Genomic DNA, 23,650 nt, shown 5'->3' on the forward strand with positions numbered 1-23,650 from the left:
GCGGACGGACCAGCCCAGCGTACGCCAGCGTCCCGGACGACCCACGGCCCCCACGGACGGGTGTGCCGGACGTACGGGGGTGCCGGACACGCGGGGCTGCCGAACGTACGGGTGCGCCGGACACGCGGGTGGGCCGGACGCGCGTGTGCGCCGCGGCGGATCATGTCGCCGCGGCGCACACGCCGGGTCTCGCGGGTCGTGCCGGACGGTCGGGGGGACCGTCAGCCGTTCAGACCCTTGGCGAGCTGCTCGTCCGCCTGCTGGAACGCGTCGGCCGCGCTCTCCAGGAACTTGCCCATGCCGTCCAGACCCTCGATGGTCTTGGTGGCACCGGTGTTGAACTCGCTGTAGGACTGGTCGAACTGCTTCGAGGAACGGTCCGTGACGTAGCCGCCGTTGACGAGATCCTGAACGAACTTGTGCAGCGTGTTCAGCTTCTCGGTGATCTCGTGCTGACCGGTGCGCAGCTTGGTGGCCGCATCCCGCATGTCCTGGTACGTAACGTTGACATTAGCCATAGCGGCTTACCTCTCGTCGAACGTGCCGCAGGGCCGACCCCCGTGGCTCCTGATCGCAGATTTGTCTGATGGTCTGCTGATGCCTCAACTTACAGGGGAGGACGTGAGGGGTGCAGCCCCTGGTTCCCGGTACCGAAACGTCGACGTGACGGCGTCGAAGATGTCGAAGAACGAGTCCGCCAGGTCGAGTACGGCGCTGCTGCCCGCCACGAGCGCGACCTTGTCGGAGTGCCCCGGCAGCGGGATGAACGTCTGCATCAGCACGGTCCGCACCGTCCGCGAGTCGCCCGGCACGGTGACGTCCTCGATGCCGTACGTCCGCGCCGCCAGGCCCGTCTCCGGGATGTCGACGGTGGTCACCTTGCGCCACGGGTCGCCGTCCTTGGCCGCCTCCCGCGCACGCAGCCCGGCCACGATCGACGCCGGGTCCGCAGCCAGCAGTTCACCCTCCGGCGTCCGCGCGCCGATCAGCGAGACCGTCACCGACGCGGTGAGCGGCAGCGCGCCGAAGTTCTGCGCCATGCAGCCGACGTACACCGCGCCGCTCTCGTACGCGTCCCGCGCCGCCTTGCGCAGGAACCGCGCCAGCACGTCGCGGTGTTCGGCCAGCGCCGGATTCTCCTTGACGCGCTGCGCGATGGTGCGGCGCACGCTCTCGTCGCGGGTCGCCGGGTGCAGGTCGAACTCCCACCACGTCATGGGCACCGTGAGGGAGAAGCCCTCCCGGTCGACGGGCATCACCCGTACGGGCCGCGGCTGTCCGCTGTCGTCGGCGTCCGCGCCGGGGGTCGTCACTTGCCGTCTCCCTTGGCGGACTTGGCGAGTTGGTCCGCGAGGTCCTTGTCCGCCTTCTTGATCTCGCGCACCGCGGTGTCGGCCATCTTCGACAGCCCCTCCAACTGGCTGTCGATCTCCTTGCGGCCGTCCTTCCAATTGTGCTCGAAGCTGTCGAGTGCCCCCGACACCTTGTCCGAGCCCAGCTTGGCCTCGTACGAGTTGAAGAGTTTCCGCGTCCCGTTCATGGTCGTCCGCACGGAGTCCAACGTCCGCGCGAAGTCCTCAAGTCCGGTCAGATCGACCGCGAGCCGATCCGGAGCCCCACCCATCCGATCCCCCTCCCCACGTCAGGTCGTCCGCTCCAACAATCCCACTGTTCCGCCGCCGGGCGGCGCGGCCGTGACCCGCAGCAGGTCGTCCTCGGGGTCGAGGACGAAGCCCGCCGACGTCAGCACGGCCGCGAGCGCCGGGCTCATGGCCTGCTCGATCTCTCCGAAGCGCTGCATCGTGCCCGCGGCCTCGTCCCGCGCCGCGACCGCCCGGTCCGCGGCCACGGCGAGGCTGGGGTGCGGGCGCCAGGACACGACGACGCCGGGGTCGTCGTCGTCCAGCGCGTCGATCTCCACCTGCGCCCCCCGCGCCACCAGCCGGTGCCCCCCGGCCGCGACCGGCAGCCCGGCCAGCTCCAACTCGTCCCGCACCTGCGCGGCGAGCCGCCGCATGGCCGCCATCGTCTGGTCACTGGGACCCCGCACGCCCACCCGCGAGTCAGTCGGCATGGCGGGGCCAGGCCGGGGAGTCGCGGGGCGGGGCGGGGCGGACGTGCCAGTGGGTGCGGTCCGCTTCCGGTTCCCAGTACGGCACATCGCCCTCGTAGTACAGGCCGTAGGCCCAGTGCTCGGGGTCCTCGTGGCCGAGGAGGTCGGGGCCTGTCGCCAGGTCCTGCCCGCCCCACGCCTGGTTGACGCGGGCCACCGCCTCGGCGCGCGACAGGCCGAACAGGCCGACCAGCTCGTCGGTGATGTCCCGCAGGGACTCCAGCGCCTCGGGAGACGTCGGCATGATGAACTCGTCCTCGGACACAGCGCCTCCCTCAGCGCACCAGTGAACGGGTGAACAGGTCAGCCGCCTTCGAGCCGAAGACAGCGATCTGATGCCCGTCGAAGACCCCCGCCGCGCCCTTCCGGAACGCCTTGAGGTTCAACAGCATGGGCCCTTCGACCAGTTCGTAATTGTGCATGGCCCCGCCCATACGGTTGTGCCGGATGAAGTTGGCCAGCTCGTCGCTCGTACCGTTGAAGACCTTACTTCTCAGGGCCTCCAGCTCACTCTTGGGCACCTTGAAGTGCACCACTTCGGGGACGTCGCCGGAGCGCCCGGCCAGGATGCGCGACCACTTCTGCGCCTGTTCGAGGTCGTTGGTGACATAGAAGCCGCCCTTGCCGAAGTCCATCGCACGGGTGCTGAACGTGGTGTCCACGCCGTTGGCGAGGATGCCTCGCAGACCGCCGCCGGTGGTGCCGTGGTAGAGGTCGACCAGGCACTTGCCCTTGAGGCCGCGGGGGTCGGACCAGTTCAGCGGATTGAGGACGTAGGCGTAGGGGTCGGTGCCCGCGTCCAGGCCCAGCGGGTCCGGGCTGAGATAGCGGGCCGTCTCGGGGTCGTAGTAGCGCTCGTAGTTGTAGTGGAGCCCGCTCTCCGCGTCGTAGTACTGCCCGGGGAAGCGCAGCGGGCAGTCCGCGGCGTCGTCACGGCCGCCGTCCCCGCCGCCCCACAGGGCCGGACCCGGCCGCCGCCACACCACGACACCGTAGAGATCGACCATCTCGGTCGGCGTGCCGATGAGGTCGGTGACGATGGCGTGGAAGCGCTCGTCGACCTCCCCCGGCGACAGCTCCGCGCTCCCGGCCGGCCGCTCGGAGTCCGTCGTCCGGACCGTCTGGGCGATCGGGACGTCGTCGTCACCGTAGTCCCAGGTCACGGTGGTCCCGTCGGAAGTCCGCTCCGCCAGGCGGGTGCCGTCCCAGGTGAAGTCGGTGTGCCGGTCGGCGTCCCCGGCGTCCGACACGCGCGTCTTCGCGATCCGGCGGCCGAGCGGGTCGTAGCGGTACCGCCAGGTCTCGCCGTCCGGCGTACGCAGTTCCGTGAGCCGGTCCGCCGCGTCCCATGAGTAGTGCCAGGTCCGCCGGCCGCCGGACAGCAGCCTGCGCACGCGCTGGACGATCCGGCCCTGCGCGTCGTGGACGAAGGTGCTCCGCCCCACCGACCGGACCCGGGGCCCGGCGTCGTACGTGTGCGCCGCCTCGTCGTCCCGGCTCGCGCCGACCCTGGACGAGCCGAGAGCGCCGCGGGCGTCGTACGCGTACGACTCGCTCCAGTCGGCCCCCGTCACGGCGGTCACCCGTCGACGGCTGTCGAGCCCGAACCGGACCGCGGCGCCGTCGAAGTCCGTCACGCCTTCCAGATAACCGTCGATCGTGTGCTCGTACGTCCGGGTCGTCGGCCGGCCGTCGGCGCCGCGGGTGACGCTCAGCGCGGTGGCCCGCGCCTCGTCCCGCCAGTCCCAGGTCAGGGTCAGGTCCGCGCCGATCCGGCGGACCGACTCGCGACCGGCGGTGTCGTAGCCGATGTCCACGGTCTGACCGCCGACCTCCCGGCGCGTCGGCCGGTTCCCCGCGCCGTAGGTCCAGGTGCTGACCGCCCCCGCGGGCGTACGGCGCCGCGTGCGTCGGCCCAGCGCGTCGAACCACGATCTGAGCTCGCGCCCGTTGACCCGTTCGGCCAGGACCCGTCCAGCCGGGTCGAGTTCGAAGGACACGTCCGCGGCGGCCCCGACGGCCCGGGTCATGCGGCCGAGCACGTCGTACTGGAACTCGGTACGTTCGGCGTCCGCCGTCTGCTCCACGACATTGCCCAGGACATCGCGCCGGAAGGCGATGGACTGTCCCGCCCCGTTGACCCGCTCCGTCAACTGCCCCGCTTCGTCGTAGCGGTAGGTGAGTGACCGCCCGGCGAAGTCCGTCTCGGCCGTCAGCCGTCCGGCCGCGTCGTAGGTGTAACTCCACCGGTCGCCACCCGGATCGACGACGGAGGTGAGCCGCAGTTCGGAGTCGTACGTGAACTCGTAGCGGGAGCCGTCGGGTTCGGTACGTGCCGTGCACAGGTCGAAGTGCGTGTTCTCGTACCGGGTGACGCCACCGGTCGCCGACCGGTGCTCCGCCAGGCTGCCCTCGACGTCGTACGTCCACTCGTCCACGGCGCCGTCCGGTGTCACCCGCCGGGCCAGCCCTCCCTCCGGCGTCCACGCCAACCGCGTGACCGCGCCCGTCGCGTCGCGTCTGAAGGTCACCCGCCCGAACGCGTCCCGTTCGACCTCGGTCACCGCGCCGGTCCCGTCCGTCACGGTCAGCGGAAGTCCCGCCGCGTCGTTGACGACGGTCTGCTGCACCGTGCCCAGCCCGTCGATCACGGCTTCGAGCGCCCCGCGCGCGTCGTAGCGGAACCGCGTCGTCACACCCAGCGGGTCGGTGGCGGACACCTGGTTCCCGAACTCGTCGTACGTGAAGCGCGCCGTCGACCCGTCGGCGTGGGTGACCAGGACCGGCCGTCCGAACGCGCCGTATTCGACCTGCGTGGTGGCCCCGTCGGGGCGTGCGGTGAGGGTGACGTTCCCGGCCTCGTCGTAGCGGAACCGGGTGGTCCGGCCGAGTTCGTCGGTGCGGCTCAGCAGGCGTTCCCCGACACCCGGCGCCGGGTCCCAGTCGAAGGAGGAGGTGTGTCCGAGCGGATCGGTGATGCCGGTCAGCTGGAACGCCTCGTTGAAACGGTATTCCGTCGCCTCGCCCAGCGAGTTGGTGGCGACCGTCCGGCCCTCCTGCGGCGCGTACGCGTAGGAGTAGTCGAGGATCCCCTCCGAGCCGTGGGCGCGGACGCAGCGCCCGCCGGCGTCGTACTCGTAGGTGTACGTGGTCTCCCGGCCGTCCCGCCAGCCGGTGACACGGCGCTGGTCGTCGTAATACAGCGAGAACTCGCCGCCGTTGGCGTCCACCGTCCGGTTCAGATTGCCGCGGTCGTCGTACCCGTACGTGACCAGGCTCGGCTCGCGCGTGTCGCTCAGCAGCCGCATCGCCGTGATCCGGCCGTCCCGTGTCTCCACGCCGATCCGGTAGCCGCCGGAGCTTTCCACGGTGAGCGGGACACCGCCCGGTGTGTAGGTGACGTCGACGGTGTTCCCGTTGCGGTCCACGGTGCGGCGCAGCAGCAGTTCCGCGGCTCCCTTGCGCGGGAAGAAGTGGTGCGTGGTCCCCGACTCCGGCAGGTGGACGGTCATCCCGTCGGCCGGGTCCCCGTTCCACCGCAGCGGCCAGAGCGGCCCCACCACCGGAAGAACGTCGGTGTCGGGCTGCGGGACCGGGTAATGGGTGACGGTCCCGTCCTCCTTGATGAACCGCACCCCCTCGTCGTCGAGGATCAGCCGCATGTCGAGCACCGACGACCAGGACGGGCCGAGCCAGCGACCGCCCCGGAAGGTCGACCGGTGGTGCCGTTCCACCACGACCGGCAGAATCCCCGGCAGCTTGAAGTCCGTTGCCGACATGACCACTTGCCCGGTGGCCACGTCCACGGGGTCGCCGCACGTGATGAGCTTCTGGAACTCGCGGCCCATCTCCCGCAGACCGGTCACGCCCTTGCGGACGCTGTTCGCGATGTTCTCCAGCGCCCGACCCGACTTCAGCAGCGCCGGGAGTTCGCGGGCCATCTTCAACAGGCCGCCGGCGGTGGTGAGGCCCTTGAACATCGGGATGCAGTCCAGCGCCGCGAACAGCACATCCCACAAACTGGCCTGGCCCTTGAGGTACTTCATGACGGTGTCGGCCAGGACCAGGACGGCGGCGGCCAGGACCAGCCACGCCAGCGGGCCGCCGATGATCAGCACGACGATGCCCAGCACCGCGACGATCACCTTGCAGACCGCGATGATGTCGTCCCAGTGGTCCGCGACCCAGTCGACCGCCTTCTCCCACCAGTGCTTGTTCCTGATCCCCGCATCCGACGCCTCATGCAGCGCGTGCTGCGCCGTCGACGCCGCGTCGTCCCTGAGCTGGGCCGCGTCGGCGGCCAGTTGCTTGGCCGCGTCCAGCTTGGCCTGCGCGCTGTGGACGGCGGTGGAGGCGGTGGTGTGGGCGCTGTTAGCGTCCGTGGCATTACGGGCCGCCGCCCGCACCTCCTCCGCCGACGGCGGCGGCACGTCCGGCTTCGGGTCCTCCTGGTAGGACTTCGACTTGTCCTGCGCCCGCTTCACCCACGCATCAGCGTTCGTCAACTGGCTTTGCGCGGTGTCCAGCTCCTGCCGGGCGGTGCGCCCCTGCGCCAGCGCCCGGTCCGCGTCACCCTGCGCCGTCTCCAGCTTCGGCCAGTAATCATCCAGAGCCCCCGACGCCAGACGATAGGACCGCTCCAGCTTGTCCAGCTCACCCGGCAGATCCCCGAACTGCCGCCGGTACGCGTCCCCCGACAGCCCCGCCCACTCCTGCACCACGGAGTCACCGCTCAGACCCCGCACCGACCGCAGCGCCGAGGCGACATCATCGGCGAAATCCCCCAGCTTCCGCGCGAGTTCCTTCACCTCGAACGGATCACCCGGCACCGGATCCCGGTCCAGATCCAGCACATCCCAATCCGTCGGACGAGCCATCGCCAGACACCCCCGCCCCCGTACGACAACCTCGACTCAACGCATCATGCCCACTGGGACGGTGCGCGCAAGGGGGCCGGTTCCCGGGGGCCCGGGGAGCGGGGTCAGATGAGGTCGACCTTGGCGCTGGGCGGGAAGCCGACGCGGCGGGCGAATTCGGCGATGCCGGTGAGCTGGTCGCGGCCGAGGGAGAAGTCGAGGGTGGTGAAGTAGCGGCGGAGCAGGTCCTGGTCGAAGGACTCCCAGCGGGCGGCCTGTTCCGCGACCTTCTCGACCTCTTCGAGGGAGAGGTCGCGGGAGGCGAGGAAGGCGCGGTGGACGTCGCGGACGGTGTCGGGGCGGGCGGTGAAGTAGTCGCGGCGGGCGGCCCAGATGGCGAAGACGAAGGGCAGTCCCGTCCAGTCCTTCCACATCTGGCCGAGGTCGTGGACCTCAAGGCCGAGGCGGGGCGCGTCGTGGAGGGAGGCGCGCAGGGCGGCGTCGCCGATGAGGACGGCGGCCTGGGCCTCCTGCATCATCAGCGAGAGGTCGGGCGGGCAGCGGTAGTAGTCGGGCGTGACGCCGTACCGCTCGGTGAGCAGGAGTTCGGCGAGGCGGACCGAGGTGCGGCTGGTGGAGCCGAGGGCGACGCGCTGGCCGTCGAGGCGGTCGAGCGGGAGCTGGCTGACGATCACGCAGGACATGACGGGGCCGTCGCAGCCGACCGCGATGTCCGGGAGGGCGACGAGCTGGTCGGCGTGCTTCAGGTACTCCATGAGGGTGACCGGGCCGATGTCGAGGTCGCCCTCGACGAGCTGGGCGCTCAGCTTCTCCGGGGTGTCCTTGGTCAGCTCCAGGTCGAGCAGCGCGCCCGTTCTGGCCAGGCCCCAGTAGAGGGGGACGCAGTTGAGGAACTGGATGTGGCCGACCCGGGGGCGGGTCCGGCCGCTTTCGGCGTCACGCTCAGAAGTGTCCACCTGTCGGACGCTACTCCTGGGTCGGGGCCGTACCGCGCCGGGGGGCTTCGGGGTGTCCTCGCGGTGACGGTCGCGGGACGCCCGCGCCGACCGCCCCGAAGCGGTCGGCGAACCGTCCCGCGCCGACCGCCCCGAGACGGTCGGCGAACCGCCGTGGGACCGCCGTACGGGCCGCCCTCGGCCCTCCCCCGGCACCCCCTCCGCGACCCCTTCCACGGGCTCGAAAAGACCGATCTTGAGACCCTTCCCCGGCCTCGACCCTGCGTGCTACGCTCATCGCAAGTTGCAGTTTGGTTTCCCTTGCAGTACAGAGCCTGCGGAGCATGTAACCCGCAGGCTTTTGTAGTTTTCAGACTTCGCAGTTGCAGGTTCTGGAGCAGGGCAACCCTTTGGGCCCAAGGAGGGCTTTATGGCTACCGGAACCGTGAAGTGGTTCAACGCTGAAAAGGGCTTCGGCTTCATCGCCCAGGACGGCGGCGGCCCGGATGTCTTCGTTCACTACTCCGCGATCAACGCCTCCGGCTTCCGCTCCCTCGAGGAGAACCAGCCGGTGACTTTCGACGTCACGCAGGGCCCGAAGGGTCCTCAGGCGGAGAACGTCACCCCCAGCTAGTCCTTGGACTAGCTCAAGGGTAGAGATCACATCGCCCGAACCTGCAGTACCAAGGGGCCCCGCACTTCCGTGCGGGGCCCCTGCCTTTTACGGGTCAGCGAGGCCGCTTCCGGTACAGCTCCTCGATCTCCTCCGCGAAGTCCCGCGCCACCTTTGAACGCTTCAACTTCATCGACGGCGTGAGATGTCCGCCCTCTTCGGTGAATTCCACCGGAAGCACCCGGAATTTCCGGATCGACTCGGCTTGTGACACCGAGGAGTTCGCGTCGTCCACCGCCTTCTGGAGTTCCGCCAGCAGCTCCGGATCGTCGACGAGCTGGGCGGGCCGCAGCCCCTCCTTGTGGTGCATCCGCTGCCAGTGCCCGAGGCCGTCCGCCTCCAGGGTCAGCAGCGCCGCCACGAAGGACCGGTTGTCGCCGACGACCATGCACTGGCCGACCAGCGGATGCGCCCGCAGCCGGTCCTCCAGCGGCGCCGGGGCGACGTTCTTGCCGCCCGCCGTGATGAGGATCTCCTTCTTCCGGCCGGTGATCGTCAGATAACCGGCCTCGTCCAGCGCCCCGATGTCCCCGGTCGGGAACCAGCCGCCCCCGGAGTCCTGTCCGGGAGCTGCCACGGCCGCCCCGGGTGCGCCGCCGGGCGCGTTCCAGTACCCGGCGAAGATCTGGCCGCCGCGCAGCAGCACCTCGCCGTCCGGCGCGATCCGTACCGCCGTGCCGGGCAGCGGCCAGCCGACCGTGCCGAGCCGGGGGCGCAACGGCGGGGTCACGGTGGCCGCCGCGGTCGTCTCCGTCAGGCCGTACCCCTCGAAGACCATCACGCCCGCGCCCGCGTAGAAGGCGGCGAGCCGCTTGCCCAGCGGTGAGCCGCCGCAGATCGCGTACCGCACCTTGCCGCCGAGCGCGGCGCGTATCCGCCGGTAGACCAGCGGGTCGTACAGCGCGTGCGCCAGCCGCAGTCCGAGCGAGGGTCCGCCGCCCGCACCGGCCTGCCGGGCGACGACGGCCTCCCCGTACCGCTGCGCGATCCCGGCGGCCCGGTCGAAGGACGCCGCCCGGCCGATCTTCTCCGCGGTGGCGCGGCCGGTGTTGTAGACCTTCTCCAGGACGTACGGGATCGCCAGCAGGAACGTCGGACGGAACCCGGCCAGGTCGGCGAGCAGGTCCTCGGTCGCGATGCTCGGCGCGTGCCCGAGGCGTACCCGGGCGCGCAGGCAGCCGATCGCGACCATCCGCCCGAAGACGTGCGAGAGCGGCAGGAACAGCAGCGTCGAGGCGGGCTCCTCGCTCACCGAGGTGAACACCGGGTGCAGCAGCTCGATCGCGTTGTCGACCTCGGCGAAGAAGTTGCCGTGCGTCAGGACGCAGCCCTTCGGGCGGCCGGTGGTGCCCGAGGTGTAGATCAGCGTCGCCACCGACCCGGGCGTCAGGGTCGCCCGCCGCCCCTCCACCAACGCGTCCGGCAGCGTCCGGCCCTCCGCCGTGAGCTGTGCCAGCCCGCCCGCGTCGAGCTGCCACAGATGCAGCAGGTCCGGCAGCCCGCGCCGCTCCCCGCTCACCAGGCGGCTCTGCTCCACGTTCTCCACGACGCACGCCGCCGCGCCCGAGTCCGCCAGGATCCACGCCGTCTGGGACGCGGACGACGTCGGGTAGATCGGCACCGTGATCAGGCCCGCCGCCCAGGCCGCGAAGTCCGTCAGCGTCCACTCGTACGTCGTCCGCGCCATGATCGCCAGCCGGTCGCCCGGCTTCAGCCCCGCCGCGATCAGGCCCTTCGCGACGGCCACCACCTGGTCCCTGAACTCCCGTGCCGTGACGTCGTGCCACTGGGCCCGGACGTCCTTCCTGCTCAGCACGGGGTCGTTCGGGGCCTCCGCCGCGTTCGTGAACGGGATGTCGGCCAGGCTTCCCTTCTGCGGCGGCGGTACGAGGGGCGGGACCCCGGCCTGGACGACTCGGTCGCCGTCCTTGAGGGTTTCGGGTTCCCCGCTGGTACGTGTCGGCATGCTGCGGCTCCAGACGTGGTGAGGGTTTCCCCCTGCCGGGGGGGTGAGCAAGGCGCTGTGCCGGCGGAACCGTCTTTCGTCAGCGGACCGCGGGTCAGGGGCGCTCCAGGACGGCCGTCACGCCCTGGCCGCCGGCGGCGCAGACGGAGATGAGGCCGCGGCCCGTCCCCCCGCGCTCCGCGAGGAGCCCGGCGAGGGTGGCGACGATCCGGGCGCCGGTGGCGGCGAAGGGGTGCCCGGTGGCGAGGGAGGACCCGGCGACGTTGAGGCGGGCGCGGTCGACGGCGCCGAGGGGGCCGTCGAGTCCGAGCCGCTCCGCGCAGTAGTCCTTGTCCTCCCAGGCGGCGAGCGTGGCGAGGACCTGGGAGGCGAACGCCTCGTGGATCTCGTAGAAGTCGAAGTCGGCGAGGCCGAGCCCGGCGCGGGCGAGCATGCGGGGCACGGCGTAGGCGGGGGCCATCAGCAGCCCCTCCTCGCCGCCCACGTAATCGACGGCCGCGGTCTCGTACGCGGTGAGGTAGGCGAGCGGTTCGAGCCCGCGCTCGCGCGCCCACTCCTCGGTGGCGAGCAGGACGACGGCCGCGCCGTCGGTGAGGGGCGTGGAGTTGCCCGCGGTCATGGTGCCGTCCGGGCCGCCGTACACCGGGCGGAGCCCGGCCAGTTTCTCGACGGTGGAGTCGGGCCTGAGGTTCTGGTCGCGGTCCAGGCCGCGGTACGGGGTGACGTACGGGTCGAGGAAGCCGCGGTCGTACGCGGCGGCGAGGTTGCGGTGGCTGGCGGCGGCCAGTTCGTCCTGCGCCTGGCGGGTGATGCCCCAGCGCTCGGCGGTGAGCGCGGCGTGGTCGCCCATGGACAGGCCGGTGCGGGGTTCGGCGTTGCGCGGGACGTCGGGCGCGAGGTGCCGGGGCCGTACGGCGGTCAGCGCGCGGGCCCTGGCGCCGGCGGACTTGGCGCGGCGGGCGGCGAGCAGGATGCGGCGCAGGCCGTCGTTGACGCCGAGCGGCGCGTCGCTGGTGGTGTCGGCGCCGCCCGCGATGCCGGAGTCGACGACGCCGAGGGCGATCTTGGCCGCGACCGCGAAGACGGCCTGGAGGCCGGTGCCGCACGCCTGCTGGATGTCGTACGCGGGGGTCGTCGGGTCGAGGACGCTGCCGAGCACGGTCTCGCGCGCGAGGTTGAAGTCGCGGCTGTGCTTGAGGACGGCGCCCGCGGCGAACTCGCCGACGCGTTGGCCGCGCAGGCCGGTGCGGTCGGCGAGGCCGTCGAGGGCGGCCGTGAGCATGTCCTGGTTGGAGGCGGTGGCGTACGGGCCGTCTGAGCGCGCGAAGGGGACGCGGTTGCCCGCGACGACGGCGACACGGCGGAGGGTCTGCATGCGATCTCCCAGGGCTCCCCGAGGGCGGCTCGGGGCTCTTTGCCGAAGCCCCGGGCTCCTTGCCGGAACCCAGGGCTCTGTGCTGGACCTCAGAACTCTGTGCTGGACCTCAGAACTCTTTGCTGGAACGGTGACTCACCAGTAGCCTTACCGCCGGTAAACTTACTCCAGAGTAAGGAGAAGGCCAATGGCCGATCGCTACCTTCGTCTGACCGGCACGGCCCCCGGCCGCTTCCTCACCCGCCGCCTCGGCCTGCCCCAGCCGACCCCGCTGCTGCGCTGGTCCGCCGAGCACCCCCGACTCGACGGTCCCGTGCTGCGGTTGACGGCGGGCGAGGCCGTACCCGCTCCGGCTCCCGCGTCCGCCGCTCCGTACGCCGCCGTCGTCCTCGACGCCACCGGGATCGCCGAGCCGGCCGGGCTCGGCGCCGTGCACGCCGCCCTGCACCCGCTCGTACGGTCGCTCGCCGCCTGCGGTCGGATCGTCGTACTCGGCGCGCGTATCGACCCCGCCGACCCGCACCAGGCCGCCGCCCAGCAGGCGCTCGAAGGCTTCACCCGCTCCCTCGGCAAGGAGGTCGGCCGGGGCAGGACCGTACAGCTCGTACGACTGGCGCCCGGGGCCGACGCCGAGGCCGCGCTGGGGTTCCTGCTGTCGCCGAAGTCGGCGTACGTCAGCGGGCAGGTCATCGAGGTCGGCCCGGCGGTGTCCGGGACGCAGGCTGCCGCGCGCGAGGGCGCGCGCGTCGCGCTCGTCACCGGCGCGGCCCGCGGCATCGGGGAACAGGTCGCCGCGACGCTGGCCAGGGACGGCGCGCACGTCGTCTGCCTCGACGTGCCGCAGGCCGCGGACGCGCTGGCCGCCGTCGCCGCCCGGCTCGGCGGCAGCGCGCTGCCGCTGGACATCACGGCGCCGGACGCGGGCGAACGGATCGCCGCCGCGGCCCCCGACGGCCTCGACGTACTCGTCCACAACGCGGGCATCACCCGTGACCGCAAGCTCGCCAACATGGCCGCCGACCGCTGGGACCCGGTCCTGGACGTCAACCTCGGCAGCGTGCTGCGCACCACCGACCATCTGCTGAAGTCCGGCGCCCTCAACGCCCACGGCCGGATCGTGGCCACCGCCTCCATCAGCGGCATCGCGGGCAACGCGGGCCAGACCAACTACGCCGCGTCCAAGGCGGGCGTCATCGGCTTCGTCCGCGCCCTGGCCGCCGTCCCCGAGGTGCGCGAGCGCGGCATCACCGTCAACGCCGTCGCCCCCGGCTTCATCGAGACGCGGATGACCGCCGCCGTTCCCCTCGTCATCCGCGAGGCGGGCCGCCGGATGAACTCCCTCGGCCAGGGCGGCCTTCCCGTCGACGTCGCCGAGACCGTCGCCTGGCTCTCGGCCGCGGCCTCCGGGGGGATCACCGGGCAGGTCGTCCGCGTCTGCGGGCAGTCCCTGCTGGGGGCCTGACCATGGCCCTCATGCTGACCCTCGGCCGGGGCGTGGTGACCGGCATCGGCAAACGGCCCTCCGCGACCGCCCCCGTGCCGCCGGTGCGGCTCACCGCCCCTGCCGTACGCGTCGACCCGGCGCGGCTCGCCGCCTACGCCTCGGTCTGCGGCTTCCCCGCCTCCGGCGCGGGCCCGCTCCCGCTCACGTACCCGCACGTCCTCGGCTTTCCGCTGGCCGCGCGGATCATGGCCTCCCGCGCCTTTCCGCTGCCGATGCTGGGCCTCGTCCACACCTCGATCTCGCTGGTCTCCCGCGCGCCGCTGACCGCCGCCGACCGGCCCGACATCACGGCCTACGCGGCCGGGCTGCGCGGGCACCGGCGGGGTACGGAGGTGGAGCTGGTGACGGAGGCGCGGGTGGACGGGGAGGTGGTGTGGGAGGACCGCAGCACGTATCTGGCCCGGCATGGGGGCGGGGCGGGGGGCGGCTCGGCTTCTGGGGGTGTTGGCGGGGGCGGGGGCGGCGACCGGGCGCCGTTGCCCGTGGTGGGCGAGTGGCGGTTGGCCGCCGATCTCGGGCGGCGGCATGCCAGGGTGTCGCGGGACTACAACCCGATTCACCTTTATCCGGTGACGGCGCGGATGCTGGGGTTTCCGCGGGCTATCGCGCATGGCATGTGGACGGTTGCGCGGTGTGCTGCCGAGGTTCCGGAGGCGGGGGGGCTTGAGGCCGTCTTTCACGCTCCGGTGCTCTTGCCGGGGACTGTCACGTACGGGGCTGCCGCCGGGGCCTTCGAGGTCCGCTCGCCCGGGCGTCTCCATCTCACCGGGGTCGTCTCCGGCCCGTAGGTTCGTTGTCTTTGTCTTGCCCTACGGGCCGGGCGGGGCGGGCAAGACAGAGCCCTACGGGCCGGGAACCCAACGCCGCCCAGCCATGAGGTTGGACAGCCCGGCCCACGCGAAATTCATCAGCGTGGCGGCGGACTCCTTGCCCGAGGCGCCCCCCCGATGCGCCGCCCCCCACCCCGCCAACGACTCGGCCGCGCCGACCAGCGCGTGCGCCAGACCCGCGACCTCCCGGTCGGCAAGAGCCTCGTCACAGGACGCCCCACCGTCCCGCGCCGCGGCAGCGATCAGCTCGGTGACGAAGGCGACGATCTCCGCCCGCATCACGGCCACTTCGGCCGCGAAGGGCTCACCGACCGTACGGGCCTGGCTGTAGAGGACGGTCCAGCCGTCCGGATGGGCCTCGGTGTGCTCGAAGAAGCCGAGCAGCCCGCTCCAGAGCTGCCGGTCGGCCGCGGCGCCGGGCTCCACGGCGGCGCGCACGGCCGCCTTCAGCGCCTCGGCCTCGCGGCGGATGCAGGCCGTGAAGAGGTCGTCCTTGGAGTTGAGGTAGAGGTACACGAGCGGCTTGCTGACCCCGGCCGCCTCGGCGATCTCGTCCATGGACGCGGCGCGGTACCCGCGCCGCGCGAAGGTCGCCACCGCCGCGTCCAGCATCTGCTGCTCGCGTACGGCTCGCGGCACTCTCTTGCCCCGCACAGCCACCGGCCCCACCTCTCCCCTTGCGACTCCCCCCGGGGGGACACCCCGAGGGCCACCCCGGGGCAAGCCTAAGGGGCAGGCGTCAGGCGGTGTGCGGCTCGGCGTCGCGCGCGGTCTCGCGGGCGGAGTCTCGCGCGGCGTCGTCCGCCTCGTCCTCCATGGTGATGTTCGCGGCGAGGTTCAGCCGCGTGCGCTCCACCCGGTCGGACACCTGACGGGCCGCCTGCTCGCGGGCTCCGCGCAGGAGCACCCAGCTCAGGGGCGCCGACACGATCAGCGCGAGCAGGACCACCCACAGGTAGTTCGAGTCCCCCAGCCCCGCTGGCAGGACATGCAGCCGGACCAGCCCCCAGATGACGCCGAAGGAGGCGACCATGAGGCCGAAGCGCAGTGCGGTGTAACGGAACATGCCTTCAGTGAAGCACGCCGCCTCCGCGCCGGAGGAAGAGGGTGTGCGACCCGGAGCACCGGCCGCCCCTCGGAGCGTCGCGCCGACGTCACAGCGTCAGGAGCATCACGATGTCGTCGCGGTCGTCACCGGGGGCGACCCGGATGGCGGCCGGAATGCGGCCGACCTCCTTGTAGCCGCAGGCGGCGTAGAAGAGGTCGACGCCGGTGCCGCCGCGGCAGGTGAGGCGGACGGCCTCGATGCCGTGGAAGCCGCGGGCCGCTTCCTCGACGGCGGCCATGAGCGTACGGCCGTGGCCGCGGCCCTGGTGGGAGGGGTGGACCATGAGCGTGTAGAGCCAGATCCAGTGCGTCATGAGCCGGTGGCTGTTGTACGCGAGGAAGGCGGTGGCGGCGACGCGCCCGTCCTCGTCGCGGCCGACGAGCAGGCGGCGTTCGCCGGAGCGGACGGCGGCCAGTGACCGGTCCATGTCGGGACGGACGTCGTCCGGGGTGACGGGAGGCACGAAACCGACGGCACCCCCCGCGTTGGACACATCGGTCCACAGGGCGAGGATGCCGTCGGTCAGTTCGTCGTCAATGAGCGGATCAAGCTCACAGGTAAGACCCATAAGGGAAGCTTACCCATTACCAATGGGGAGCGCTGTCACCGGCGTCACACCCGCATCGGCTGCGGCGACTCCCGGCGCGACTCGTCGGGGCCCGGGTACTCCCGGATGATCTCGTAACGGGTGTTCCGCTCGACCGGCCGGAACCCCGCGTCGCGGATGAGGTCCAGGATGTCGTCCCGCGTGAGCTTGTTGGGCGTGCCGTAGTCGTCGGCGTCGTGCGTGATCTTGTACTCGACGACCGAGCCGTCCATGTCGTCCGCGCCGTGGTTGAGGGCGAGCTGCGCGGTGGACAGGCCGTGCATGACCCAGAAGACCTTGACGTGCGGCACGTTGTCGAAGAGCAGCCGGGAGACCGCGAAGGTCTTGAGCGCTTCCGCGCCGGAGGCCATCGTCGTACGGGCCTGGAGGGTGTTGCGGACCTTGCCGTCCTTCATGTCCACGAAGTCGTGCTGGTAGCGCAGCGGGATGAAGACCTGGAAGCCGCCGGTCTCGTCCTGGAGTTCACGCAGCCGCAGGACGTGGTCGACGCGGTGCTTCGGCTCCTCGATGTGGCCGTAGAGCATGGTCGAGGGGGTCTTGAGGCCCTTGGAGTGCGCGAGGCGGTGGATCCGGGACCAGTCCTCCCAGTGGGTGCGGTGGTCCACGATGTGCTGCCGGATCTCCCAGTCGAAGATCTCGGCGCCGCCGCCGGTCAGCGACTCCAGGCCCGCCTCGATGAGCTCGTCCAGGATGTCGGAGGCCGACATGCCGGAGATCGTCTCGAAGTGGTGGATCTCCGTGGCGGTGAACGCCTTGAGCGACACCTGCGGCAGCGCTTCCTTGAGCGCCTTCAGCGAGCGCGGGTAGTAGCGCCACGGCAGCGACGGGTGCAGGCCGTTGACGATGTGCAGCTCGGTGAGGTTGTCGCCCTCCATCGCCTTGGCGAGCTTGACCGCCTCCTCGATCCGCATCGTGTACGCGTCCTTCTCCCCCGGCTTGCGCTGGAAGGAGCAGTACGCGCACGACGCGGTGCACACGTTCGTCATGTTGAGGTGCCGGTTGACGTTGAAGTGGACGACGTCACCGTTCTTCCGCGTGCGCACGTGGTGGGCGAGGCCGCCCAGCCACGCGAGGTCGTCGGACGCGTAGAGCGCGATGCCGTCCTCGCGGGTCAGCCGCTCACCGGCGTAGACCTTCTCCTCCAGCTCGCGCTTGAGCCCAGCGTCCATCTGCTCCTCCTACCAAGTCGACCTCACCGAGGCTACTCCCCCGGCCATCGGCCGGGAGGCACCCCCGTTCACGCCTCTTCGGGAAGCGCCCCGACGCGGTTCTCCCACTTGGTGGACAGCACGATCGTGGTACGCGTCCTGGCCACACCCTTGGTGCCGGACAGCCGCCGGATGGTGCGCTCCAGGCCGTCGACGTCGCCGACCCTGACCTTGAGCATGTACGAGTCGTCGCCCGCGATGAACCAGCAGTCCTCGATCTCGTCCAGGTCGCGCAGCCGGGTGGCGACCTCTTCGTGGTCGGCGGCGTCACTCAACTGGAGGCCGACGAGCGCGGTCACGCCGAGGCCGAGCGCGGTGGGCGCGACGGTGGCGCGGTAGCCGGTGATCACCCCGGCCTGTTCGAGGCGATTGATGCGGTCGGTGACGCTCGGACCGGAGAGACCCACGAGTCGGCCCAGCTCCGCGTACGACGCCCGGCCGTTCTCGCGCAACGCCTGGATGAGCTGCCTGTCCACCGCGTCCATCAGAATGGACCCTCCCGTTCGTGCCGCGACTGCGCTGTCCGGACAAGAATCTAAGGCATCAACGGGTGTGCGCCCTGCGCATCTGCTCTTCCGATGCCCGAATCACCCAGGTCCGGACCATCCGGCCCGCAGGAATCGCGCGCCGCGCGGCTCAGCCGCCCGATCCCTCGCCCAGGCCCCCGCCCAGCTCGCCGCGCCAGCGGCGGTACAGCTTGTGCGGCACCCCCGCCGCGTCCAGCGCCCGCCCCGCCACGAAGTCCACCAGGTCCTGGATGTGCGTGGCGCCCGCGTAGAAGGCGGGCGAGGCCGGGAGCACCACGGCGCCCGCGTCGTCCAGCGCCACCAGGTGACGGAGCGTCTGGCCGCCGAGCGGCGTCTCGCGGACGGCGACCACCAGCGGGCGGCGCTCCTTGAGCGTGACGCTCGCCGCGCGCTGGAGCAGGTCCTTGGACAGACCGAGCGCCACCCCGGCCACGCACGCGGTGCTCGCGGGCACGATCAGCATCCCCTTGGCCGGGTACGAGCCGGAGGAGGGACCGGCCGCCAGGTCGCCCGCGGGCCAGTACCGTACGGCCGACAGGTCCGCGAGGCCGGTGTCACGGGTGATGTCGGTGGTGCCGTCGGCGCCGCGGGCCAGCCAGCGGGCCAGGTCCTCGCGCCAGTGCGCGTCCCTGAACGGCTCGCCGGTCTCGTCCAGCAGCGTCAGCCGGGCGGCCCGGCTGACCACCAGGTCCACCGCCTCGCCCGCCGACAGCAGCGCGCGCAGCACGGCCGCGGCGTACGGCGTCCCGGAGGCCCCGGACACGCCCACCACCCACGGCCTGCGCTCGGTGTCGTCCATACGGTCGACCCTAACGACCCCGCGATCGACCCGCGCGAGCGGGAACCCGGGAGGCGTGCGCGGACGTTGTGCACACGGGAGAGCACTGGACCTGAGGGGGGCTTCGGTGACGTACGGACAGACCGCGGGACGATCAGCCGGTACGGGAGGGCGCGCCGACTCGCTGCTCGCACCGCTGCGCGCGGGCGGCCGGGTGACGGCCGCCGGCGTCCTCATGCTGGGCTGGGTCGGGCTGCTGTGGGTGATCGAGGCGGTCGACGTGATCGCCGGGCACCGTCTCGACTCGCTCGGCATCGTGCCCCGCAAGCCGGCCGAGCTGATCGACGTCGTCCCGTCCGCCTTCATCCACTTCGGCTTCGGGCACGTGGCCTCCAACAGCCTGCCGCTGCTCGTCCTGGGCTTCATCGCCGCGCTGCGCGGCATCGGCCGCTATCTGGCCGTCGCCTTCACCGTCATCGTGATCGGCGGCCTCGGCGTGTGGCTGATAGCCCCGGCCCACACCAACACCGCGGGCGCCTCCGGGCTGGTCTTCGGGCTGTTCAGCTATCTGCTGGTGCGCGGCTTCGTGGACCGCAGGGCGCTGGACATCGTGGTCGGCGTCGTCGTCGGCGCGGTCTACGGCTCCATCCTGTGGGGGGTGCTGCCGACCGCGAGCGGAGTCTCCTGGCAGGGGCACCTGTTCGGGCTGATCGGCGGCGTGGTGGCCGCGTTCCTGTTCCGCGAACGGACGGTGGCCGTCACGGCGTGACGGCCACGGCACGACGGCCGCGTCGGGACGGGACGGTGTCACGCCGTCAGTCCGCGTCACCGGGTCACCGCTACACCGGGTCACCGCGACACCCGCGACCCCGTGACCGTGATCACGCACTGAAGTGCGCCGATCCCCCGCCAACAGCCCTGTGCCGGGCGGAAACTCCCGCGAGTCACAGCCTCCGCACAGTTATCCTTCTAGTCATACTTTCTTCCGTCACGTCCAAGGAGTCCGTCATCATCACCATGCGCAAGGGCCTTGCCGCCGCCGGAGTCGTGGCCATGATCGCCGCCGGTTCCGCAGCCTGCGGGACGGCCGCGGCCTCCAGCCCGGACACGAAGGTCAAGAACGCTTTCGAGAAGCTCAACGGCGAGAAGTCGCTGACCCTCGGGGTGCGCTTCGACGCCTCGGCGGACCAGATCTACACCGCGCTCCAGGGTGAGGAGGACTTCACCAAGGAGACGGCCAAGACGCTGGCCGACCTGCGGGTCGCGGTCGCCCTCAGCGCCGACAAGGCGTTCAAGGACCTCAAGGACGGCGACAAGAGCTCCTTCGCCTTCCAGCTCGGCGCCGACGGCTCCGGCAAGAAGAGCCTGGTCGACGTCCGGGCCGTGAACGACAAGGTGTACCTGCGCCTGGACCTCAAGGGCTTCGAGACGCTGATCGGCTCCTCCAGCAAGGACGCGGCGCAGCTCAACGAATTCCTCGGCATGGCCGACGAACTGCCCGCCTCGCTCGCCTCGGTGAAGTCCGCCCTCAAGGGCGACTGGATCAGCCTGGACCTGAAGTCCTTCGAGTCCTTCGCCAAGTCCATGTCCAAGGACGGCGACTCGCCGCTCGGCGCGCTCCCCGACACCAGCAAGGGCCTGGACGCCAAGACGCAGCAGCAGGTCGTGGACGCGCTGCGCAAGGCGCTGGTGAACAACGCCAAGTTCAAGGAGCTGGGCAACCACGACGGCGCCGACCACGTCGAGGTCACCGTGCCCGCGCGGCAGGTCGCCAAGGAGCTGGAAGGCAGCCTCGGTTCGCTGACCAAGCAGATCCCCGACTTCAAGCCGTCGGACCTGGAGAAGGTGCCGAACAAGACGGTGGCCGTGGACGTCGCCGTCAAGGGCGGCAAGCTCGCCGGGATCAGCCTGGACGTCGCCCAGTTCGACACCAAGGCCAAGGGCAAGCTGCCCCTGGTGGTCGACGTCAACGGCGGCGCCGACCCGGTCGGCGCCCCCTCCGGCGCCAAGGTCCTCAACCCGCAGGACCTGATGGGCCTGTTCATGTTCGCCTTCGGCCACGACGACGACAGCTCGGCGGACGACTCCGGCCTGGAGTCGTAAGCACCCGCGCGGGGCCGTAGGCACGGGCCCCGAGCCGTGAGCACCGGCGCGGGGCCGTACGACCTACGGCCCCGCGCATCGCCTCGCGTGCGCGGCCCGGTCACCAGGACGGCGGTTCTACAGACCGAGGCCGCGCACGCTCAGGTCGAGCAGCGCGCACACGAAGAGCGCGATCCCGATGAAACCGTTCACCTGGAAGAACGCCCGGTTGAGGCGGCTCAGGTCGTGCGGCCGGACGATCGAGTGCTCGTAGAGGAACGCCGCGCCGACGACCGCCAGGCCGATCCACCAGAAGACGCCCGCGTGGGTGGCGAGTCCGTACCAGACCAGCAGGCCCGTGGTCACGGCGTGGCAGACGCGCGCGCCGTACAGCGCGGCCGGGATGCCGAAGCGGGCGGGGACGGACTTCACGCCCTCGGCGCGGTCGGCCGCCACGTCCTGGCAGCCGAAGATCAGGTCGAAGCCGCCGATCCAGACACCCACCGCGAGCCCCAGGATCACCGCGTCCCACGACCAGGCGCCGGTCACCGCGAGCCAGGCGCCGATCGGGCCCATCGCCTGCGCGACGCCCAGGATGGCGTGCGGGAAGTTGGTGAACCGTTTCCCGTACGGGTAGACCACCATCGGCACCACCGCGATCGGCGCGAGCGCCAGGCACAGCGGGTTGAGCAGCGCGGCGGCGCCGAGGAAGACCGCGACGGCGATCAGCGCGCCGGTCCACGCGGACCGTACGGAGACCGCGCCGGTGACCAGTTCGCGCCCGGCGGTCCGCGGATTGCGCGCGTCGATCTCGCGGTCGATGATCCGGTTGCACGCCATGGCGAAGGTCCGCAGGCCCACCATCGCGACGGTGACCAGCAGCAGCTCCAGCCAGTGCACCGAGCCGTCGTCGAGGAACATCGCGGTCAGCGCCGCGGTGTAGGCGAAGGGCAGCGCGAAGACCGAGTGCTCGATCATCACCAGCCGCAGGAACGCCCGCACCGGTTCGCCGCCGCTCGCGCGGGGAGGCCCGGCCTTCGCGCTGCCTCCGTCCAGGATCGCCTCGCCGCTCACAGCCCGTACTCCTTCCAACGCTTGGTCACCCGTTCCGCGGTCTCCGGGTCGGAGAGCACCATTTCCGGCCAGCCGCCGTCGCGGGTGTAGCCCTCCTCCGGCAGCTTACGGGTCGCGTCGATGCCCGCCTTGCCGCCCCAGAACTGCTGGTACGAGGAGTGGTCGAGGTGGTCGACCGGGCCCTCGACGACGGTGAGGTCACGGGCGTAGTCGGTGTTGCCGAGCGCCCGCCAGGCGACTTCGTGCAGGTCGTGGACGTCACAGTCGGCGTCCACGACGATCACGAGCTTGGTGAGGGACATCATGTGCGCGCCCCACACGGCGTGCATCGTCTTCTGCGCGTGCTTCGGGTACTTCTTGTCGATCGAGACGATCGCGCAGTTGTGGAAGCCGCCCGCCTCCGGCAGGTGGTAGTCCACGATGTCCGGAATGATGACCTTCAACAGCGGCAGGAAGAACCGCTCGGTGGCGCGGCCCAGCGGTCCGTCCTCGGTCGGCGGGCGGCCGACGACGATGGACTGGAACAGCGGGCGCTTGCGCATCGTGACGCAGTCGACGGTCAGCGCGGGGAACGGTTCCTGCGGGGTGTAGAAGCCGGTGTGGTCGCCGAACGGCCCCTCCGGCAGCGTCTTCCCCGGCTCCAGCCAGCCCTCCAGCACGACCTCGGCGTGCGCGGGCACCTGGAGCGGCACCGTCTTGCAGTCGACCATCTCCACCCGCTTGTTCTGCACGAAGCCCGCGAACAGGTACTCGTCGATGTCGCCGGGGAGCGGCGCGGTGGAGGCGTACGTGACGGCGGGCGGGCAGCCGAAGGCGATGGCGACCGGGAGGCGTTCGCCGCGGCGCTGGGCGACCTGGTAGTGGTTGCGGCTGTCCTTGTGGATCTGCCAGTGCATGCCGATGGTGCGCCGGTCGTGCCGCTGGAGCCGGTAGAGGCCGAGATTGCGGACCCCGGACTCGGGGTCCTTGGTGTGCGTCAGGCCGAGGTTGAAGAAGGAGCCGCCGTCCTGCGGCCAGGTGAACAGGGCGGGCAGCGCGTCGAGGTCGACGTCGTCGCCGGTGAGGACGACTTCCTGTACGGGCCCGTCCTTGATCTTCTTCGGCGGCACGTGCGTCATCCCGGCGAGCTTGCCGAACGCCTCCCGCATCCCGACGAAGCCCTGCGGCAGTTCCGGCTTGAGCAGCCCGGCGATCTTGTCGCTGATGTCGGAGTACGCGCTCAGGCCGAGCGCCTTGAGCAGCCGCCGGTCGGTGCCGTACACGTTCATCGCCAGCGGGGCGACCGAGCCGCGGACGTTCTCGAAGAGCAGCGCGGGGCCGCCCGCCTTGTTGACCCGGTCGGTGATCTCGCCGACCTCCAGATACGGGTCGACCTCGGCCTTGATCCGCCGGAGGTCGCCGTCCTTCTCCAGGGCCCGCAGGAACGAGCGGAGATCGTCGTAAGCCATGGGCCCCAGTCTTCCATCCCGCTCCGGCGTCGGACGCGCCGCCTCGTTAGGCTGGGCGTCCTGAGCAATGTTCCGTGGGGGGCCTCTGTGCTGAAGTACCTGCCGTACCTGATGGTGATCGCGCTGTGGATCTACGCCTTCGTGGACTGCCTCGGCACTCCCGAGCGGGAGGTGCGCGGGCTGCCGAAGCTGGTGTGGGTGCTGATCATCCTGTTCTTCGGCGAGGTGCTGATCGGACCGGTGGCCTGGCTGCTGATCGGCCGGCGGCGCGGCCCGGTCCGGGTGCGCACCTCCGAGGGCGCGACACCCTCGGAGTGGCACCGGGACCACGAAGGGACCCGCGGGCGGCACGAGGACCCGCGCGAGGTCGACGAGCCGCGGCCGCGTACCCGCCAGGTGTGGGTCGCCCCGGACGACAATCCGGAGTTCCTGCGCTCGCTCAGCGAACTGAACAAGCAGAACAGGGAAGGCAAGGACGGCGGCGCGGCCCCGTCCGAGGGCGACCAGGAGGACCCCGCGGGCGACCGGTGAGGAATCCGGCCCCG

23 protein-coding genes are annotated in these 23,650 nt (G+C 71.3%); 6 read left to right on the top strand and 17 right to left on the bottom strand.

Annotation, left to right across the window (positions count from 1 at the left end):
* Positions 1-221: 221 nt before the first annotated feature.
* The 7 genes from ABZX65_RS18470 to ABZX65_RS18500 all read right to left on the bottom strand — a co-directional run bounded on the left by ABZX65_RS18470 (position 222) and on the right by ABZX65_RS18500 (position 7,946).
* Positions 222-518 (bottom strand): WXG100 family type VII secretion target, encoded by a 297-nt coding sequence (locus ABZX65_RS18470; RefSeq protein WP_188281644.1) that lies wholly within the window; start codon positions 516-518, stop codon positions 222-224.
* An 84-nt stretch (positions 519-602) separates the two neighbouring features.
* Positions 603-1,256, bottom strand: a complete 654-nt coding sequence (locus ABZX65_RS18475; protein ID WP_355340725.1) for a hypothetical protein — start codon at positions 1,254-1,256, stop codon at positions 603-605.
* A gap of 53 nt (positions 1,257-1,309) precedes the next feature.
* A complete protein-coding gene (locus ABZX65_RS18480; RefSeq protein ID WP_355340480.1) occupies positions 1,310-1,624 on the bottom strand; it encodes a hypothetical protein in 315 nt (104 codons plus the stop codon).
* Positions 1,625-1,642: 18 nt separating this feature from the next.
* Positions 1,643-2,050: a hypothetical protein gene (locus tag ABZX65_RS18485; RefSeq protein WP_355340483.1), complete on the bottom strand. Its 408-nt coding sequence runs from the start codon at positions 2,048-2,050 to the stop codon at positions 1,643-1,645.
* 13 nt (positions 2,051-2,063) lie between these two features.
* Entirely contained in the window at positions 2,064-2,378 is a 315-nt protein-coding gene (locus ABZX65_RS18490; protein WP_355340486.1) for a hypothetical protein, read from the bottom strand.
* Between the two features lie 10 nt (positions 2,379-2,388).
* Positions 2,389-6,990: an RHS repeat-associated core domain-containing protein gene (locus ABZX65_RS18495; protein WP_355340489.1), complete on the bottom strand. Its 4,602-nt coding sequence runs from the start codon at positions 6,988-6,990 to the stop codon at positions 2,389-2,391.
* Positions 6,991-7,094: 104 nt separating this feature from the next.
* On the bottom strand, positions 7,095-7,946 hold the full coding sequence (locus tag ABZX65_RS18500; protein ID WP_355340492.1) for a menaquinone biosynthesis protein: 852 nt from the start codon (positions 7,944-7,946) through the stop codon (positions 7,095-7,097).
* A 409-nt stretch (positions 7,947-8,355) separates the two neighbouring features.
* Here ABZX65_RS18500 and ABZX65_RS18505 point away from each other — a divergent pair, with 409 nt between their 5' ends.
* A complete protein-coding gene (locus tag ABZX65_RS18505) occupies positions 8,356-8,559 on the top strand; it encodes a cold-shock protein (protein WP_330793863.1) in 204 nt (67 codons plus the stop codon).
* Between the two features lie 94 nt (positions 8,560-8,653).
* On the opposite strand, the gene ABZX65_RS18510 is transcribed toward ABZX65_RS18505, so the two are convergent.
* Positions 8,654-10,564 (bottom strand): AMP-binding protein, encoded by a 1,911-nt coding sequence (locus ABZX65_RS18510; protein ID WP_355340497.1) that lies wholly within the window; start codon positions 10,562-10,564, stop codon positions 8,654-8,656.
* Between the two features lie 94 nt (positions 10,565-10,658).
* Positions 10,659-11,939 carry an acetyl-CoA C-acetyltransferase gene (locus ABZX65_RS18515; protein WP_355340500.1) on the bottom strand — a complete coding sequence of 427 codons (1,281 nt, stop codon included), beginning with the start codon at positions 11,937-11,939 and terminating at the stop codon, positions 10,659-10,661.
* 187 nt (positions 11,940-12,126) lie between these two features.
* On the opposite strand from ABZX65_RS18515, the gene ABZX65_RS18520 reads away from it, so the two are divergent.
* Both ABZX65_RS18520 and ABZX65_RS18525 read left to right on the top strand, forming a co-directional pair.
* Positions 12,127-13,401, top strand: a complete 1,275-nt coding sequence (locus tag ABZX65_RS18520) for a 3-oxoacyl-ACP reductase (RefSeq protein ID WP_355340503.1) — start codon at positions 12,127-12,129, stop codon at positions 13,399-13,401.
* A gap of 11 nt (positions 13,402-13,412) precedes the next feature.
* A complete protein-coding gene (locus ABZX65_RS18525) occupies positions 13,413-14,231 on the top strand; it encodes a MaoC/PaaZ C-terminal domain-containing protein (RefSeq protein WP_355340506.1) in 819 nt (272 codons plus the stop codon).
* 54 nt (positions 14,232-14,285) lie between these two features.
* On the opposite strand, the gene ABZX65_RS18530 is transcribed toward ABZX65_RS18525, so the two are convergent.
* The 6 genes from ABZX65_RS18530 to ABZX65_RS18555 form a co-directional block, all read right to left on the bottom strand.
* Positions 14,286-14,885, bottom strand: coding sequence for a TetR/AcrR family transcriptional regulator (locus ABZX65_RS18530; RefSeq protein ID WP_355340728.1), 600 nt, complete (start codon positions 14,883-14,885; stop codon positions 14,286-14,288).
* Between the two features lie 127 nt (positions 14,886-15,012).
* Entirely contained in the window at positions 15,013-15,339 is a 327-nt protein-coding gene (locus tag ABZX65_RS18535) for a DUF4229 domain-containing protein (RefSeq protein ID WP_355340509.1), read from the bottom strand.
* Positions 15,340-15,427: 88 nt separating this feature from the next.
* The gene (locus ABZX65_RS18540; protein ID WP_355340512.1) at positions 15,428-15,949 is read right to left on the bottom strand and encodes a GNAT family N-acetyltransferase; all 522 of its coding nucleotides are present in this window, start codon (positions 15,947-15,949) and stop codon (positions 15,428-15,430) included.
* 44 nt (positions 15,950-15,993) lie between these two features.
* The gene (gene mqnE / locus ABZX65_RS18545) at positions 15,994-17,157 is read right to left on the bottom strand and encodes an aminofutalosine synthase MqnE (protein WP_355340515.1); all 1,164 of its coding nucleotides are present in this window, start codon (positions 17,155-17,157) and stop codon (positions 15,994-15,996) included.
* Between the two features lie 68 nt (positions 17,158-17,225).
* The gene (locus ABZX65_RS18550) at positions 17,226-17,681 is read right to left on the bottom strand and encodes an Lrp/AsnC family transcriptional regulator (RefSeq protein ID WP_188281655.1); all 456 of its coding nucleotides are present in this window, start codon (positions 17,679-17,681) and stop codon (positions 17,226-17,228) included.
* Between the two features lie 151 nt (positions 17,682-17,832).
* A complete protein-coding gene (locus ABZX65_RS18555) occupies positions 17,833-18,522 on the bottom strand; it encodes a UbiX family flavin prenyltransferase (protein WP_355340518.1) in 690 nt (229 codons plus the stop codon).
* Positions 18,523-18,736: 214 nt separating this feature from the next.
* Between ABZX65_RS18555 and ABZX65_RS18560 the strand changes: the two genes are divergently transcribed.
* A complete protein-coding gene (locus ABZX65_RS18560) occupies positions 18,737-19,270 on the top strand; it encodes a rhomboid family intramembrane serine protease (protein WP_355340731.1) in 534 nt (177 codons plus the stop codon).
* Between the two features lie 248 nt (positions 19,271-19,518).
* Positions 19,519-20,604 (top strand): hypothetical protein, encoded by a 1,086-nt coding sequence (locus ABZX65_RS18565; RefSeq protein ID WP_355340521.1) that lies wholly within the window; start codon positions 19,519-19,521, stop codon positions 20,602-20,604.
* A gap of 117 nt (positions 20,605-20,721) precedes the next feature.
* Here ABZX65_RS18565 and mqnP read toward each other — a convergent pair whose 3' ends face one another.
* Together mqnP and ABZX65_RS18575 are read right to left on the bottom strand one after the other, a co-directional pair.
* Positions 20,722-21,639 carry a menaquinone biosynthesis prenyltransferase MqnP gene (gene mqnP / locus ABZX65_RS18570; protein WP_355340734.1) on the bottom strand — a complete coding sequence of 306 codons (918 nt, stop codon included), beginning with the start codon at positions 21,637-21,639 and terminating at the stop codon, positions 20,722-20,724.
* A gap of 14 nt (positions 21,640-21,653) precedes the next feature.
* Positions 21,654-23,105 (bottom strand): menaquinone biosynthesis decarboxylase, encoded by a 1,452-nt coding sequence (locus tag ABZX65_RS18575; protein WP_355340524.1) that lies wholly within the window; start codon positions 23,103-23,105, stop codon positions 21,654-21,656.
* An 87-nt stretch (positions 23,106-23,192) separates the two neighbouring features.
* Here ABZX65_RS18575 and ABZX65_RS18580 point away from each other — a divergent pair, with 87 nt between their 5' ends.
* On the top strand, positions 23,193-23,636 hold the full coding sequence (locus ABZX65_RS18580) for a PLD nuclease N-terminal domain-containing protein (protein ID WP_355340526.1): 444 nt from the start codon (positions 23,193-23,195) through the stop codon (positions 23,634-23,636).
* Positions 23,637-23,650 lie beyond the last annotated feature (14 nt).

Source organism: Streptomyces sp. NPDC003300, from assembly GCF_040610915.1.
Lineage (GTDB): Bacteria > Actinomycetota > Actinomycetes > Streptomycetales > Streptomycetaceae > Actinacidiphila.